This window comes from Streptomyces sp. NPDC058289, assembly GCF_042880975.1.
Taxonomy (GTDB): Bacteria; Actinomycetota; Actinomycetes; order Streptomycetales; family Streptomycetaceae; genus Streptomyces; species Streptomyces stoeckheimensis.
Window position 1 is genome coordinate 33713 of the sequence record NZ_JBHVYI010000002.1, and the last position, 15133, is coordinate 48845.

Annotated in this window: 10 protein-coding genes; 3 read left to right on the forward strand and 7 right to left on the reverse strand. The window is 71.8% G+C overall.

Annotated elements, in window-relative coordinates:
* Window positions 1–207: 207 nt before the first annotated feature.
* Genes ACFVX6_RS01050 through ACFVX6_RS01060 form a run of 3 tightly spaced genes read left to right on the forward strand, consistent with a single transcriptional unit; the run spans window position 208 to window position 4252 of the window.
* Entirely contained in the window at window positions 208–2352 is a 2145-nt protein-coding gene (locus ACFVX6_RS01050; protein WP_389686631.1) for a helix-turn-helix transcriptional regulator, read from the forward strand.
* Window positions 2349–3353, forward strand: coding sequence for a hypothetical protein (locus ACFVX6_RS01055; RefSeq protein ID WP_389686633.1), 1005 nt, complete (start codon window positions 2349–2351; stop codon window positions 3351–3353). The genes ACFVX6_RS01050 and ACFVX6_RS01055 overlap by 4 nt, the downstream gene beginning before the upstream one ends.
* The gene (locus ACFVX6_RS01060; RefSeq protein WP_389686635.1) at window positions 3350–4252 is read left to right on the forward strand and encodes a DUF6339 family protein; all 903 of its coding nucleotides are present in this window, start codon (window positions 3350–3352) and stop codon (window positions 4250–4252) included. The genes ACFVX6_RS01055 and ACFVX6_RS01060 overlap by 4 nt, the downstream gene beginning before the upstream one ends.
* Here the strand turns inward: ACFVX6_RS01060 and ACFVX6_RS01065 are convergent.
* From ACFVX6_RS01065 to ACFVX6_RS01095, 7 genes are all read right to left on the reverse strand, one after another.
* Complete coding sequence (locus tag ACFVX6_RS01065; protein ID WP_389686637.1) at window positions 4177–5547, reverse strand: DNA cytosine methyltransferase; 1371 nt, start codon at window positions 5545–5547, stop codon at window positions 4177–4179. The genes ACFVX6_RS01060 and ACFVX6_RS01065 overlap by 76 nt on opposite strands.
* A gap of 176 nt (window positions 5548–5723) precedes the next feature.
* Entirely contained in the window at window positions 5724–6116 is a 393-nt protein-coding gene (locus ACFVX6_RS01070; RefSeq protein WP_389686639.1) for a VOC family protein, read from the reverse strand.
* Window positions 6113–6415 (reverse strand): ArsR/SmtB family transcription factor, encoded by a 303-nt coding sequence (locus ACFVX6_RS01075; RefSeq protein ID WP_389686641.1) that lies wholly within the window; start codon window positions 6413–6415, stop codon window positions 6113–6115. Before ACFVX6_RS01075 ends, ACFVX6_RS01070 begins: the two co-directional genes overlap by 4 nt.
* 74 nt (window positions 6416–6489) lie before the next feature.
* Window positions 6490–11556, reverse strand: coding sequence for an FxSxx-COOH system tetratricopeptide repeat protein (gene fxsT / locus ACFVX6_RS01080; RefSeq protein ID WP_389686643.1), 5067 nt, complete (start codon window positions 11554–11556; stop codon window positions 6490–6492).
* Complete coding sequence (locus tag ACFVX6_RS01085; protein ID WP_389686645.1) at window positions 11556–12596, reverse strand: AAA family ATPase; 1041 nt, start codon at window positions 12594–12596, stop codon at window positions 11556–11558. The genes fxsT and ACFVX6_RS01085 overlap by 1 nt, the downstream gene beginning before the upstream one ends.
* A 48-nt stretch (window positions 12597–12644) precedes the next feature.
* Window positions 12645–14579 (reverse strand): trypsin-like peptidase domain-containing protein, encoded by a 1935-nt coding sequence (locus ACFVX6_RS01090; RefSeq protein WP_389686647.1) that lies wholly within the window; start codon window positions 14577–14579, stop codon window positions 12645–12647.
* Complete coding sequence (locus ACFVX6_RS01095; RefSeq protein WP_389686649.1) at window positions 14576–14962, reverse strand: CU044_2847 family protein; 387 nt, start codon at window positions 14960–14962, stop codon at window positions 14576–14578. Before ACFVX6_RS01095 ends, ACFVX6_RS01090 begins: the two co-directional genes overlap by 4 nt.
* Window positions 14963–15133 lie beyond the last annotated feature (171 nt).

Genomic DNA, 15133 nt, shown 5'->3' on the forward strand with positions numbered 1-15133 from the left:
CAAGCCACTACCCACCGCCAAGTGGCCGGAATTTTCAGGGAATTGAGACCAAATAGGGCGGAACCTGAGCCTCCTATTTGAATGCACCGACGACCTGTTCGAGCACGCGACCCCCATCGTCAAAGAGCCTTTGACAGACCTCCGCCATGTCAACAGCGGTGCGGTACGGTGGATCTCACCAGTGGACGAAGCGGAAGCAGGTGGGACGTGAAGGCGGCTGAGGAGTTCGGCCCCTGGCTGGCACGCCAGCTCAAGAACGCCAGGAAGAGCCAGACCGATCTGGCGGACGAGCTGGGCATGACCCGAGCCGCCGTCTCCGCCTGGATCGTAGGCCGCTCGGTCCCTCGGGACGAAACCATCCGGCGCATCGCCGACGTACTCGAGACCGACCTGGAAACCATCCACACCCGCAGCTCCGACGCCCAGGCCGGACTGCCCGTCTCCTGGTACCACCGCCCCGCCCACGCCGACGGCGGCCGCGAGTACGGCAACGCCGCCGCGTTCGCCTTCGAAGCCGATGTCTCGGTGCTCGCCCGCGAGGCCACCCAGAACAGCCTCGACGCGCGCCTCGACCCCGCCGAGCCCCTCCGGGTCCGGCACACCCTGCACGAACTCACCGGCGAGGCCCTCGCGCGCTTCCGCGAGGCCATCGACTGGGAGCAACTGCTCCCCCACTACGAGGCACTTGCCGCCGACGCCGGCAAGCAGGGCAAGGTCTCCCGCACGATCTCGGCGGGGCTTCGTGACATGTACCAGCACGACCGCCTGGTGCTGCTCCGGGTCGACGACTACAACGCCACCGGCCTGACCGGTGGCGACTACGACAACGGGCTCTTCGCCGCGGTCGTCCGCCGACAGCTCGACAGTCACAAGACGGACTCCGGGGCGGGCGGCTCCTACGGCTTGGGCAAGGCCACCCTCTGGGCCACCAGCCGCCTCGGCCTCGTGCTGATCAACTCCACGCTCTCCGAGCCCCACGAGGGCCGCACCGAACGTCGCCTGATCGGCCGGCTCGACCTCCCCTGGCGCGAGGTCGACGGTCGAGAATTCGCCGGCCCGGCCTGGTTCGGACGTCCCGACCCGGACGCCAAGTCCTCCGACGTGGCCCGGTCTTGGTGGGCGGACGAGGAGACCGTCGAGAAGCTCCACCTCACCCGTGACAGCGCAGCCCCCGGTACGTCCTTCCTCATCGTCGGTGCCCACGACGTCGCCAGCCTGGCGCCCGTCACCCACACGGCGGACGAGGAGGAGACCACGGAGGACGACGATTCCATCCACCGCATGCACGCCCGCCTCGTCGACGCGCTCGGCCGCAACTTCTGGGCTGCGATGACCGGCAGCGCCGCCCACAAGCCCCACTTGGAGGCGTCTGTCCGCACCTACCGCAACGGTGAGATCCTCATCCCCGAGGAGCGCGTGGATCCGTCGGTCACCCAGCCCTCCCGTACTCGCGCCCTGCGCGCCTTCCTGGAAGGCGAGACCGTCGAGCGTCTCACCGCCCCCGGTGAGGTCGCCCGCATCACCGTGCAGCTGAACGTGCCCCTGCACGGTGGCCAGGTCCGCGGTGGGGTGTCCCACGAGGCCGTCCTGCTGGTCACCCACGCCGAGGACGCCGACGGCCGCCCCAACCGTCTGGTCTCCATGCGGGGCAACCGCATGACCGTCAAGGACAGCGCCGTCACGAACGTCCCGATCGGCACCAACCCCTTCCAGGCCGTCCTCCTCACCGGCCGGGCGGCAGGGCAGCACGCCCCCGGCGCCCAAGAGGCCGAACAGTTCCTCCGCGCCTCCGAGCCGCCCGAGCACAACAAGTGGGGCCAGACCGAGGAACTCCGCCTCAGCTACTCGCCCTCCGCGCACCGACGCATCTCCACCCTGACCGCGGCCGCCAACAACGCGGTGCGCGAGCTGGTCGCCGTACCCCGGGCCAAGCGCCGCAGCAGCGGAGAAGCCAAGATCGCCGGCCGGCTCAAGGTGGGCGGCACCACGAAGAGGCCGCGCTCCACCGGGACCGCGGCCCTGCCCGAACTGGACCACGTGGACGCAGTGATCGACGAGACCGGAGCCTGGTCGGTCACCGTCGACCTGCAAGTGTCGCCGAGCATCGACACGGACCGTCCGATCACACCGGTCGCCAAGTTCGACGTGCGCTCCGGCCCCCGTCCCGCCGCCCCTTGGAAGGAACTCGTCGCCATCAGCGGCTGCGAGGTCGTCGACGGGTCCCTGAACCTGATCCCCGGCAGCCGCAAGGCGGTGTTCCGCGGCATCACCGACGTGTCCCGTCACCCGGTCCGGGCCCAACTCACCGGACTCGTCGTCGAACTCCGCAGCGGAAAGGGGGAGCAGGCGTGAAGGTCTACCCCTACCGACGGCTCACCGGCAACGTGTCCTGGCGCGTCGACAGCGCCCAGTTCAAGACCGAGGGCGAGCCCTGGGAAGACGTGGAGAGCAAGTACATCTCCACCGTCGAACGCGTCCTGGCCCTCGGCCCCGACGAAGAGCGACCCGACTGGACCCAGGCACGGCTCCGCCTCTCGGCCGGCCTCCCGGGCAAGGCAGTGGACCCCACGGGGCCCTGGCGGGACGTCAAGGTCGTCGCCGTACTCACCGAACGCGCCACCAACACCCGCACGACCGTGGAGTTCGCCCCGGTCTCCGACGACGGTCGCGAACACACGGCCGAACTGTCCGTCCACCGCTGCGACCTCCTCGACCGCGCCTCCCTCACCGTTCACGTCGTGGCCACCGTGGACGGCGTCCCGGGGCGGGTGATCGCCACCTCCGACGTGGAATGGTTCCTGGACGTCATCGAGTCCGCACCCTCGCTCGCCCGTGAACTCGACGTCAAGATGGTCGGCTTCGCCTCCGGGGCGAGCCGACTCCACCGCTTCAAGGACTCCGCCTGGCTGGTCGACACCACCGGACGGATCCCCGTCGTACGCGTCAACACCGACTTCGAGGGCCTCGGCGACCTGATCGCCGTGGACGGCGGCAACGGCGTCGAGAAGACCGTCCGGGAACTCCTCATCGCCCAGATGTGCTCCGAGGTCTGGACCGCCGTCTTCCACTCCGCCGTCGGCGATCTGGAAATCGAGGAGGACGGCACCCCGTTGTTCCCGCACGGCTGGCAGGGCGACGTGCTCCGGGAGATGCTCCCCGACGTGTACCCCGATCGCGAGCCGGAGGACGCCCTGCGGGAGGTGCACTCGGCCCGCACCGGAGCGTCCGCCACCGGCTGGGGAGAACTCCAGCCCCGCATCCACTTCGCCGCCTCGCGGCGTGCAGGCGTCCCCCGGACGCTCTCCACCACCATCCGCGACCTGGAACGCCTCACGCAGGGGGACGACGCATGACCGACCGGCCCAGCTACCTCCCGGAGCACCTCGCGCTGCTCCCCAACGCCGAGGCTGCGGAGTTCCTCACCGAAGGACTGCTCACAGGCCGCGAGGACGTGCCGAGCATCAAGCTCAACCAGGTCACCGACCCCCTGGCGCACTCCCACCGGCGCGGCGAGCTGTCGCCCGTCCGGAACCTGGCCGAGGATGCGATGGCCCACTGCCGGCACAACGGGCTCAAGGCCACGCAGGCCGACGCGTGGCTCGCCCCTCGTCTGCACGCCGCCCTCCGCCTCACCCGCCGCGAGGCGGCCGACCCCGGCCTCTGGAACTACCTCGCCCTCGGGGTCGCCCCGGACTACGTGGTCTGGCGGCACCTGCCGGAACCGAAGGACGGCAAGGTGGCCAAGGTGGCCGCCGAGCGCTTCCGGGGGCAGTACCACAAGCAGGCCTTCGCCCGCCTCTGGTGGGCGGCCGAGCTCTTCCGTGACGGCCCGGCCTACGAACCCGTCGTCACGGCCTGCGGCAACCAGGACATCCTCAACACCGCCCTGCGCATGTCCGTGATCAACCACCGGCCCACCGCCCAGGCGATCGTCCGGCTCGTCGAGAAGGGCGGGATCACCACCGGCCGTGAGGTCAACGCCCTGGCCGGAGCCGTCAACGCCTCCGCCGCGACGCTCATGTACGACGTGATCGCCCCCGACGCCGAGCGCGAGTCCCGCTCGCTGCTCGGCTGGATCGACGAGTCCGAGGATGCCCGCCAGGTGTCACGCACCAAGCTCCCGACCGGCCCCGACGAGGAACCGGCACCGGCGCTCTCCGTGAGCCGCCTGGTGGACTACTTCTCCGACCTCTTCGCGGACGCACCGGTCCGAGGGCGGGATGCCTTGGAGGATGTCGAGGGGGAAGACTGATCCTCGGGCTTCGGGCAGTTGGGACCACAACCGTCCGGAGCCCCGCAGCCCTCCTTGCGGAGAGAGGCACGATCCTCTGCCCCTGCCTTGGGCCAGCTCTCCCGCAGCTTCTCCTCCGGCGGGAGCGGCAGTGCGAGCGCGGCCGCGAGCACGTGCATGCCGAACAGCGGGGGCACGGCATTGCCCACCTGCTGCGACTGGTCGCCACCCCTCCAGGGGTAATCGGGGGGGAAAGTCTGGAGGATGCCTGCTTCGGGGATGGTCATGCGCTTCTCGTCGTGCAGAGTGCCATTCGTATGCCGAACGGCATTGCGAGAGACCTTCCCCGTCACGGTGAACGACGGTTGTCCGTCCGTACGGATGCCGCGCTCCGTCGAAACACCGCCGCTGCCGTAATTCGACACGATCTCGAAAGGAAGCTGCCTGCCCTTGGGCCTCTGCTTGGTGGCCTTGAGTACATCGCGCATCGGAACCCAGGGCCTGAGCGGGGTCTCGGTCTCCCCCATCGGCAGCTCGGGCTGAAGCGCCTGCGCCACCAGCATCTCGTCTTCCGGCCCACCCTGCGTCGGCTTGTGAGAGTTGTAGGTGTGATGGGTCGGCTGGGGCACCGCAGGAGTGCCGTGCTTCTCGAGCCGCGCGATCAGGATCGCGCGGCGCCGAGTCTGGGGGACGCCATATGCCTCGGTGCGCAGGGTCTTGACCTTGGCGACCTTGTACTGGAATCTCGCCCCGTCCTTGCCAGGCAGGCCCATTTCCAAGGCGTTCTTGTAGACGTCCCAGAGATCCTTGACCGCGGGCACCTGCTCCAGAACGATCACATCGAACGGTCGTCCGTCCCTGTTCGGGCAGCTGAGAGCCTTGATCGCGTACCGGAGCGGTTCCAGGACCAGAGCGGTTCGGGGGTCGCTGCCCAGCTCCTTCAGCTGATTGTCGATCTCCTCGTCGCTCGCGCGGTCCCTCACCAACGCGTAAATGAGATTCTCGACCTTGTCCAGGGCCTTGCGTCCCGCGCCATTCCCGGCCACCGAGTACGTCTGGCACGGCGGTCCACCGGCCAGCACGTTCAGTTCCTTGGGCAGCTCGTGGAACCTGTCCCGACGCACGGCACTGACGTCCGCGTGCCAAGTCCGGAGCCCGGCCGCGTAACGCGTCTCACAGGCGCCCTTGTCCCACTCGATCCCGAGCGAGGGCACATCGAGCATGTGCGCGGCTACGTCAAGACCACCCGGACCGGCAAAGAGGTCCAGAATATAAGGATTCTGAAGGAATCGATCGACTGTATCCGAGCTGGTCATGTGGCGAGAGTTTAGCCTGCGCCGGTCGGTGCGACCTACGGAGCCGGCCTCCCACGACGGCCCGCCCAGCCCGCCGTTCCCGAACCGATCCATTACGCCTGGTAGTGGAACGGCCACTGAAAGGGCAGGCAGGTCCACGGGCCCCTGGAGCCGGGCCCCGGCGAGGCGCCGGCCGGCTACTTCGGCTCGGTTGCGAGCTGGATCAGGTTGCCGCAGGTGTCGTCGAAGACGGCGGTGGTGACGGGGCCCATCTGCAGCGGCTCCTGGGTGAAGCGGACGCCGAGGCCGCGCAGGCGCTCGTACTCCGCCCTGACGTCGTCGACGGCGAACTGGGCGAGCGGGATGCCGTCCTCGACGAGTGCGTCCCGGTAGGTCTTGGCGGCCGGGTGACCGGCGGGTTCCAGGAGGAGTTCGGTGCCGCCGGGCTCGTCGGGCGAGACCACGGTCAGCCACCGGTGCTCCCCTCCCAGCGGGACGTCGTGCTTCTTCACGAACCCGAGGATCTCGGTGTAGAAGTGCAGGGCCTTGGCCTGGTCGTCGACGAAGACGCTGGTCAGGTGGATCTTCATGGGGTGCTCTCTTCCGGTCCGGGCGGGTCGGGCACGTGCCATCGCTCGGCGATCTGCCGCAGCGGGGCCGTGTTCAGGTCGTGGAACTTGTACCGGCCCTCCCGCCTGGTCTCGACGAGTCCGGCGGCCTCCAGTACGGCGAGGTGCTGGGAGACGCCCTGGCGCGAGATGCCCAGCCGGTGCTTCATCGTCAGCCGGGAGCAGATCTCGAACAGTGTCTGCCCGGACTTCTCCGCGAGCTCGTCGAGGATGGTGCGGCGGGTCGGGTCGGCCAAGGCTCTGAAGAGTTCGTCGGCCACTCTCACAGGATAGGCAAGTAACCACTTGCCTATCAACTCGAGGCGCCACGCGGTAGGCAGGGCGCCCCCGACGATCAGTCCGGAATGGGCTCGAAGTCCCAGTACGGGCGGATCCGCTGTCTCGCCGCGATGGTGCGGACGTGTTGGGCGCCCAGGGCGCTCGCGAGGCCCCTGATCCCCGCCTCCTCGTACTTGGCCGCCTCCTCGCGCGCACGTACGGCGCGGAGGTCCGCGGCGAGGGCGATCTGCGCGGAGAGCGTCATCGGGTGCTTCGACCCGAGTGCCTGCTCCGCGCCCCGCAGGGTCTCCCGGCTCAGGGAGAGGGCTTCGTCCTCGAGCCCCATGACGTGGCGGTGCCCGGTGACGTTCAGCGCGCAGCCCAGCGTCCACGGGTGCCGCTCACCGACCGCGCCCCGCATTCCGGCCAACGCCCGCTCCGCCAGCGACAGCGCTTCCTCGCGCTCGCCCTGCTCCCGCAGGATCAGGGCGAAGTTGTCCCGCGCGCCGACGCTGTACGGGTGGGCGTGGCCCAGCTGCCTCTCGTACGCGTGAAGCACCGGCTCGCAGAGCCGGCGGGCCTCGACGAGGTCCCCGTGCTCCCGGAGGTACGCGGCGTGGTCGCAGCCCACCGCCAGGGTGCCCGGGGAGTCCGGTCCGAAGAGGCTCGTGGCCCGCTCCCACACGGTCCGCAGCAGCTCCCCCGCGCCGGGGACGTCTCCGCAACCGCGCAGGCACAGCCCGAGGTTGTGCTCGGCGCGCAGGGCCAGCGGGTGGGAGGGTCCCAGCACCTGCCTGATGAGCCTGACGCTCTGTTCCTGCGCGGTCTGCGCCTCCTGGTAGTGCCCCATCAGCCGCAGGTCCACGGCGTGGGCGAGGCCGGAGGCAAGGGTGGAAGGGTGCCGGGCCCGCAGCACGTCCTCGCGGCGGCGCAGGGTGTACAGGTCGAGCTCCCGGGCTTCCCGGTAGCGGCCCAGCAACCGGTGCGCGGAGGCCAGATCGTACTGGCCCTGCAAGGTGGCGTCGTCGTCCTCGCCGAACAGCTCCCGCGCGGTTTGCACCACCTGCTCGATCCGCTCGCGGGCCTCCTCGTACCGGCCGCGGGCCAGCAGGAGGAGCCCGTGCGCACCCTCCTCCCGCAGGGCTTGTCGGCTCCGGTCGCGGTCCGGCCCGGCGTCGCGTGCGAGGAGCTCGCGGGACGCCTCCTCGGCCTCGTGCAGCCGGCCGAGGAGGCGCAGCGCAGTGATGTTCAAGGAGGCGAGCTCGCGCCGGGTGGGGTGGTCCGCGCGGAGCACGTCCCGCCAGGAGCGGTCGATGTCCTCGCACAAGCGCAGGCAGGTGTCGTACTCGCCGGCGAGTACCAGGTAGCGCCCGCAGCGCAGGAGGAAGGCCTGGGTCTTCGGGTCGCTGCTCGTGAGGGCCCCGGAGGGTCTCAGGTGCGGGACGAGTTCGGCGTACCGGGGCCAGAGCCGGGAATCGTCGGGCCGGCCGGGATCGGCCGCGACGAGTGCCCGCTGAACGGCGCGGGCGAGCGGTTCGGCTTCGTCCTCGGAGAGGTTCTCGCGGACGACACGGTGCACCGTGCGGTGGATCTGTGCGGTGTCCGGCCCGGCGCCGCCGCCTTCTCCCACGGGCCGGCCCGAGTGCTCCAGGCGAACGACGGAGAACTGGACCAGCTTGTTGAGCGCCCCGTTCCACCGGCCCGCGTCGCCGGTCACCCCGGCGACCCGTTCCGGCACCTCGCCGGCGGGGAGATCCCGCAGCAGCCGCAGCGGTACCGGGCCGGGGGCGAAGAAGACGAACAACTGCAGCAGGGCGAGGGCGTCGGGGAAGTTCACGCGTACGTTGTTGAGGAGGATGGCCAGCGCGGTCGGGAAGGGCAGCGGGTAGTCCTCCGAGAGGGTGACGGCCTCGCGGGAGTCCTCGCCCTGCTCCAGCAGGGCGAGGTAGTCCCGCACGCCGAGCGAGGAGTCGGCGAGCCAGCCGGCGGCCTGGTCGAGCGCGAGCGGGTGGTCCCCCAGGGCCGCGGCGAGCCGGTCGGCGTCGGCAGCGGTCAGGCGGACCGCCCGGCGGCTGACGAAGGCAACGGACTCGGAGCGGTCGTAGAGCGGGACTTCGACGGGGCGGGGCTGCCGGGAGCCCCACTCGCGGTTGTGGGAGGTGATGATGACGTCGCCCGGACCGACGGGCAGCAGGTCTGTGAGGTCGTCCGGGTCGTCGCAGCCGTCGAAGACGATCAGCCACCGCCCGTTCGGAGTTCCCCGCCGCAGTGCTTCGAGCACGGTCTGGATCCGCTCGCCGTAGTCGTGGGTCAGCCCGAGGGCGTCGGCCAGGGCGGCAAGGTGTTCGCGCAGGGTGGGCCGGTCCCCGGCGGGGACCCACCACACCACGTCGTACTCCGAGGCGAACCGGTAGGCGTACTCGGTGGCGATCTGGGTCTTGCCGATGCCGGAGAGCCCGAGGAGGACGACGGAGGAAGCCCCGCGCGGGGCTTCGACCAGGGTCGTGCGCAGGTGGGTGATGAGCTCGTCGCGGCCGGTGAAGCCGGGGTTGCGGCGCGGGATCCGGCCCCAGATCTCGGGCGGTTCGTTCGGGAAGCGGGGGCCGCTCCGGCCGGTCTCGGTGCCGATCCGGTCGGTGGGCAGCTCCAGGCGGCGCAGCACCCGGTACTCCGCCTCGTACGCGTCCACACCCCACAGGGTCACGGGCTCCAGCGGCGTCGCGGGCAGCCTCGCCTCGGTCAGGGCGACCGCGGCGAACCGCTCCCGCTCCGACGGGTCGAGGGTGCTCCACGCGGTGTTCCACTCCCGGTCGGTCCGCTCGCCCGTGGCGAAGAAACGTTCGCTGAGCACCATCAGCACCGAGCCCCGGCGCGGCAACAGCCGGCGCAGCTCGTCCCCCAGCCGCTGCCCGGGGGCCGGCTCCCAGCGGCTCAGCACGGTACCCAGTCCGTGGACCTCCAGCCGGTGGGCCAGCCAGACCGCCCAAGCCCTGTTGGAACCGCTGTAGACCACGACGATGCTCCGGGCGCGGTCGCTCTCCTCGCTGTGCGTCCGCGCCGCGGCCCGTCCCCGCTCCGGCTCCGCAGCCCGCGCACGCTCGTCGGCCCGTACCTGCTCTTCGATCCGCAGGCGTTCCTCGGCCCGTGCCCGCTGCTCGGCCCGCTCGCGTTCCTCGGCATGCGCCCGTTCGTCGGCCCGTCGTCGTTCCGCGGCCCGCGCCCGCTCCTCGGCCCTTACCCGCTCCTCGCCAATCCGCACCTGCTCCTCGGCCTGTGCACGCTCCTCGGTGCGTACCTGCTCCTCGATCCGCACGCGTTCCTCGGCCCGTACCCGCTGCTCGTCCCGCACCCGTAGATCGGCCCGCGCCCGCTCCTCGGCCCGCACCACCTCCACCGCCCGCGTCTGCTCCTCGGCGCGGGCCCGCTCCTCCTCTTCCCGCTCCTGCACCGCTCCTCGGTTGGGCACGGCCCGTGCGTAGCGCCGGGCCACCAGCGCGGAGACCTCGGCGAAGGCCTGTGGGGCGAGCAGCTCGGCGTTCTCGTCGGGCTGCTCCTCGCCGGTGAGGTACGCACGGGCGAGGGCCGGGAAGTTGTGGGCGCGCCGCCCGAAGTGGCGCTCCACGTACTCCCCGCAGTACTTGAGTACGAGGAGGGCTTCGCCCAGGGGCAGCGCCCGCAGCAGTGCTTCGCGCACGCCGGGCACGAACTCGTACCATCCGTCGGGCTCGGCCCGCCGCAGGAGCCCGCTGAGCAGGACCTCCGCGAGGACGGACGGCCCCGTTCCGGGGGCCGTACTGCGCTGCACCAACTGCATCACGGGGAGGCTGAGGGGGACGGCCGAGAGCGACACGGCCAGTTGCAGGGCGGGGCGCGAGGCGGTCCGGCGGAACGAGCCGATCAGCTCGGCGGGGAGCGGCGTACGGTCCGTCCCGGCGGGGAGGGCCGGTGCGTGGTCGGGGCCCACCCAGCCCGCCGCCGCCGGCAGCGCGATCCCCGTCGACGTCGACAGGAGGCGCGCCCACGCTCCCAGCCCCGCGCTGGTCGGCGCGAGCACGGGTACGGGGACCGGGCCTGTCGGCGTACCGCCTTCGAGCGGGACGAACTCGAGCCGGCTCGCCAGCCCTTCGGGGTGCCTCAGCGTTCCCGACAGAGCCGGCAGATGGGTGCGCCGCCACATCCGCTGGGGCAGCGGCTGGACCAGGGCGACGGGTGCCACCGCGCTCCAGCGGTGGAGCAGCCGCTGCATCCGTCCCGCACGCCACAGCGGTCCGGCGCAGTCGCTGAGCACCAGCGTCAGCTGCCGGCCGGACGGGTCCCTCAGCTGCTCCGCTCCCCAGAACGGGCGGCTCCCGTCCCGGGCGGGACCGATCAGCAGCCTTCCGTCCCCGGCCTCGCGCACGTGGTGGACCAGGATCTCGCGGAACGCTCCGGTCCCGGCGAGGATCTCGCTCAGTTCCCCCAGGGTCCGCTGCCACACCGGGGTCGAGGTCGACACGTCCATGACGAGACGGATCCGCGCCTCGCGCCGGGTGGAGGAACGGCTGACGGGCAGCAACAGGCCCGTCAGCGCCGCCCGTTCCGCGGTGGCCTGTTCGTCGAGCTGGTCCTCCACCGGGCGCGTGGGTGCCCGGTACCGCTGGAGCGGGCGCAGGGCGCGCACCAGCGCCAGGGGCTGCGGCAGGGCGGTGGCCATCGGGACCCGGACCCGTTCGAGGTCGTCGGCGGGGCCTCCGCCCCGGGCGCGGGGGCGGGGGTGGTCCGCGTACAGGCGGGTGCGCTCCGGTGGTCCGGCCGTGCCGCCGGTGGCTGCGGGGCCCCTCTCGGCGGCGGCGGCGCCGCTCGGGCCCGGCTCGTCCCCGGCCGGGTCCCGTGCATCCCCAACCGGTGCACCGGCGAAGGGCGCTTCGGCCGGTGCCCGGAGGGAGGGCGCGGCCGGATCCACGTGCCGGGCCAGCCAGAGCGCCTCGGCGAGCTCGCGGGCCGTCGGCTCCGCGCCCGCGGACAGCAGCCTGCGCACCAGCTCCACGAGCGGCGCCGGGCCGGCGGGCACACCGGCCGGTTCACCGCCCGGCACGGAAGGCGGCGGGGGTTCGGGAGGCTGCGGCGTGGCGGGCTCGGGAGGCTTGGGGGGCTTGGCGGCCATCAGTTCGGCCCGGGTTCACCGTGGTCGAGGGGGCGCATCAGCATCTCGGCCAGCCGCTGCCGGTCGGACTCGTTGCCGGGCACCGTCTCCTGCGTCAGGTAGATGGCGTTGAGGAGTTGGTCCGCCGTGCGCAGGGCGCCGGGCCTGCTCTGGAGGAACTGCCGGATCAGGGTGTCGTTGGCCTCGGCGTCGTCTTCGCCGAAGTGGGCGCGGACCATGGACCGGAGGCGGCCGGTGCCCCATTCGTCGTCCTTGGGCGACGACAGTTCCAGACGGAGGCAGCGGCGCAACAGCGGTACGGGGAAGTCCCGTTCGCCGTTGCTGGTCATCACGACCACGGGGAAGGCCCGGCAGCGGATCTTGCCCTTCGTGACCTCGGCCTGGGTGTCGTCGTCGGTATCGACCTCGACGGCCTCCTGGACGGCCTGGAGGCGCTGGAGTTCGGGGATGGTGAACTCCCCTTCCTCCAGTGCGTTCAGCAGGTCGTTGGGCAGGTCGATGTCGCTCTTGTCGAGTTCGTCGACGAGGAGCACGCGGGGTTTGTCGTACGGCAGCAGCGCGGTGCCGAGCGGGCCGAGGCGGAGGTAGCGGCCGATGTCCCGCGTGTGGTCCTCGCCTCCCTCACGGGCCAGCTGCATGTCCTGGAGCCGGGCGATGGCGTCGTACGAGTACAGCCCCTCGCGCAGCGTCGTACGACTGACGACCGGCCAGTGCAGTACGCGGCCGAGCCCCAGTTCGTGGGCGAGGGCGTGCGCGAGCGTCGACTTCCCCGAGCCCGGCTCGCCCGTCACGAGAAGGGGGCGCCGCAGGTACAGGGCGGCGTTGATCATCTCCAGTTCGGCCGGGCGCCAGGCGAGGCCCGCGGATCCCATGGCTGCCTCGGAGCCCAGCCGCCGGGTCGACTCCGCGCCCAGGGACGGGGGCCCGGAGACCACCGGGGAGCCGTCGAAGTCGCGCCAGGGGGGCGGTTCCGGCAGGCGGTCGACACCGTCGTGCGGTTCGCCGGTGCCCCGGAAGACGAACCAGTCGGGGGTGGTCATGACGTGCTCCTCGGATAGCGATCGCGGTGGGGCGGGCTGCCGGCGGGGTCAGGGCGAGTTCAGCAGGCCCGCCGGCTCGGGGAGCGGACGGTCCGGGTCGTCGTAGAGCAGGGCCAGCGGTTCGGCCCAGTCCGCATCGACGTCGGCCCTGCTGATGCGCTCGCGCAGCATCCGCAGTTCCTCGGGCAGGGCGCCGGCCTGACGGGCCCGGCGCAGCAGCCGTGCCACCCGGTCCTCCAGGTCCCCGCAGGGCGTGCCGCAGCCCGCCTGGTGCGGGTCGCCCCGACGCCACAGGGCGACGGCGTATCCCGCCCTGATCACCTCGCGCAGCGGTTCGGCCCCGTCCCCCGCCGTTCTGCACACCAGCGGTACGGCCCCGGCCGGCGCTGCCTCCAGCACCTCGCTCCCCGCTTCGGGCCATCTGAGGGGCAGCGTTTCCAGCGCCCCCTCGGCCACGCCCAGCCAGCGCTCCCTGTGGAGCTCCCGGGGGGTCGCGGCCCTTTCCAGCGGGCGCAGGACCACTTGCCGGTGGACGCCGAAGGGCTGGTCGGCGGGGTCCGGCTTCATGCTCCGCGCGACGAGCCGGGAGCGCCACAGGTGCACGTCCTCGTCGAAGCACTCGACGGGCAGCGCGAATTCGAGCCGTGCGGGCCTGTCCTCGGTGTCGGTCCGGCCGAAGATCTCGTGCAGCGGCTCGCTCAGGAGGTACGGCAGTTCGGCGAGCGAGGCTCCCTCCGCCTCGTCCCCCTCGTCCCAGGCGTGGAAGCAGCCCGCCTTCTCGGCCCAGGTCCAGATCCGCCAGTGGAATCGGTCCTGCGGCCGGTAGGCGTCCGGGCGGAGCTCGACCGCGACCACCGGGCCGCCCGCCTCCGCCCCGGCGGCTCGCGCGGCGACCCAGGCGGCGATCCTGGGCGTCTTCAGCAGCGCCCGGTAGTAGACGGGCAGGCGTCCGGCGCGCTGCTGCACCCAGCGTTCCAGTTCGGCGGCCGGCCCGGGCCGTTCCGCGGCGCAGGTCCTGGCCACGAGCAGGAGGTAGTGCAGGAAGGCGATGTCGTCGCCGTCGGCCGTCTCGTAGAGCCAGCCGTGTCCGTCGCGCCAGTCGCGCGCGGCCACCGCCCCCGGCCACAGGGGTTCCTCGCCCACCGCGACCTCGATGAGCGATTCGAGTTCCCGCGTGGAGACGGGCGGAGGCAGTTCGGCCAGCAGGGCGGACGCCGCGGCGCTGTCCCTCGGGGTCCAGACCCGCTCGCCCGAGGGTACGAGCCCTTCCTGCGCGGCCACCCAGGACTTCGCGGCCGAGCCTGGCTCCTCCCGCATGCGGTGGTGCCACTGGTCGTGGGCGCGGATGAGCTCCCGGTACGGCTCGTACCCCAGCCCTTGCTCACCACCGACGGGCACCGCCCGTGCGAACCCGCGCAGCGCCGTGGCGGCGATGGCCAGCCCGCCGTCCTTGCCGCGCCTGCGCGCCTTGACCACACCGAGGACGGCGCCGCGGTCCCGGTCCAGCACCGGGCCGCCCGAGGCCCCGTGGGGGATCTCGGTCTCGGGGCCGAGGGTGAGTCCGCTCGATCCGTCACTGCCGTTGATGACGCAGTGCCCGCTCCACGTCTGGGGCTTGGAGCCCTCGGCCGCACGCCACCCGTAGACCGTCACCCGTGAGGGTGCGTCGCTCCGGTCGCCGAGCCGTACGCACGCGTGCCGGACCGAGTCGTCCTCCAGCCGGATCAGCACGAGGTCCTGTTCGGGGTCGAACCCCCCGCCCAGCCAGTACCCGAGCCGTGCCGGAGTACTGCCGTGCAGTCCGTGCACCAGGAAGGTGCCCACCGCTTCCGGCTGGTCCACTCCGGGAATCACGTGGGCGCAGCTGAGCACCCAGCCGGGTGCGACGAAGAACCCGGTGCCCCAGAGCCTGTCCGGGTCTCCTCGGGGCCCGATCCGCACCGTGGCGCGGCGTGTGAGCTCTTCGAGTTTCGCCGCCGTCATCCGCTTGCGTCGTCCGGGCCCGGGCCCACCCTGCCTTCGGCATCTCGGCGGCTCCAGGTGAGGGTGACCGAGATGGCGGCCTTGGCCTCGCCGTCCGCCAGCATGGCGACGGCCTTGCCCGGCTTCACCGCGAGCTCGATCCCGAAGGTGGCGCTGACCTCGTCGGGGCGGGCGGCCCGCGCGGATTCGAGTACGGCGGAACCGATGCCGCTGACCAGCTCGTTCAGCTGATCCACCCGGGCGGTCAGGTGGTCGAGCGCGCCCACGTCGTCGTAGGCGAACTCGTCCGATCCGCGGGGAGCGTCTTCGGGGCGCATCACGCTGACGCGCGCTAGCACGGTCTCCCCGTTGGGCAGCTCGATCTCCTGGATCTGCCGTTCCATAGCCTCTCCCCCAGCCGCCGGACAACTGGGCCTCATGTGAGCCCCGTTGACCTTGCCGGAGGCCATTGTGCAGGGTCGCGTCCGGATCGTGCAGGGAGATGACCCGACTCGGAACCTTCGGCTGAATCCTTTTCGGGCCTCCCCGCCTCTTGTCCTTGTACCGGCCGAACG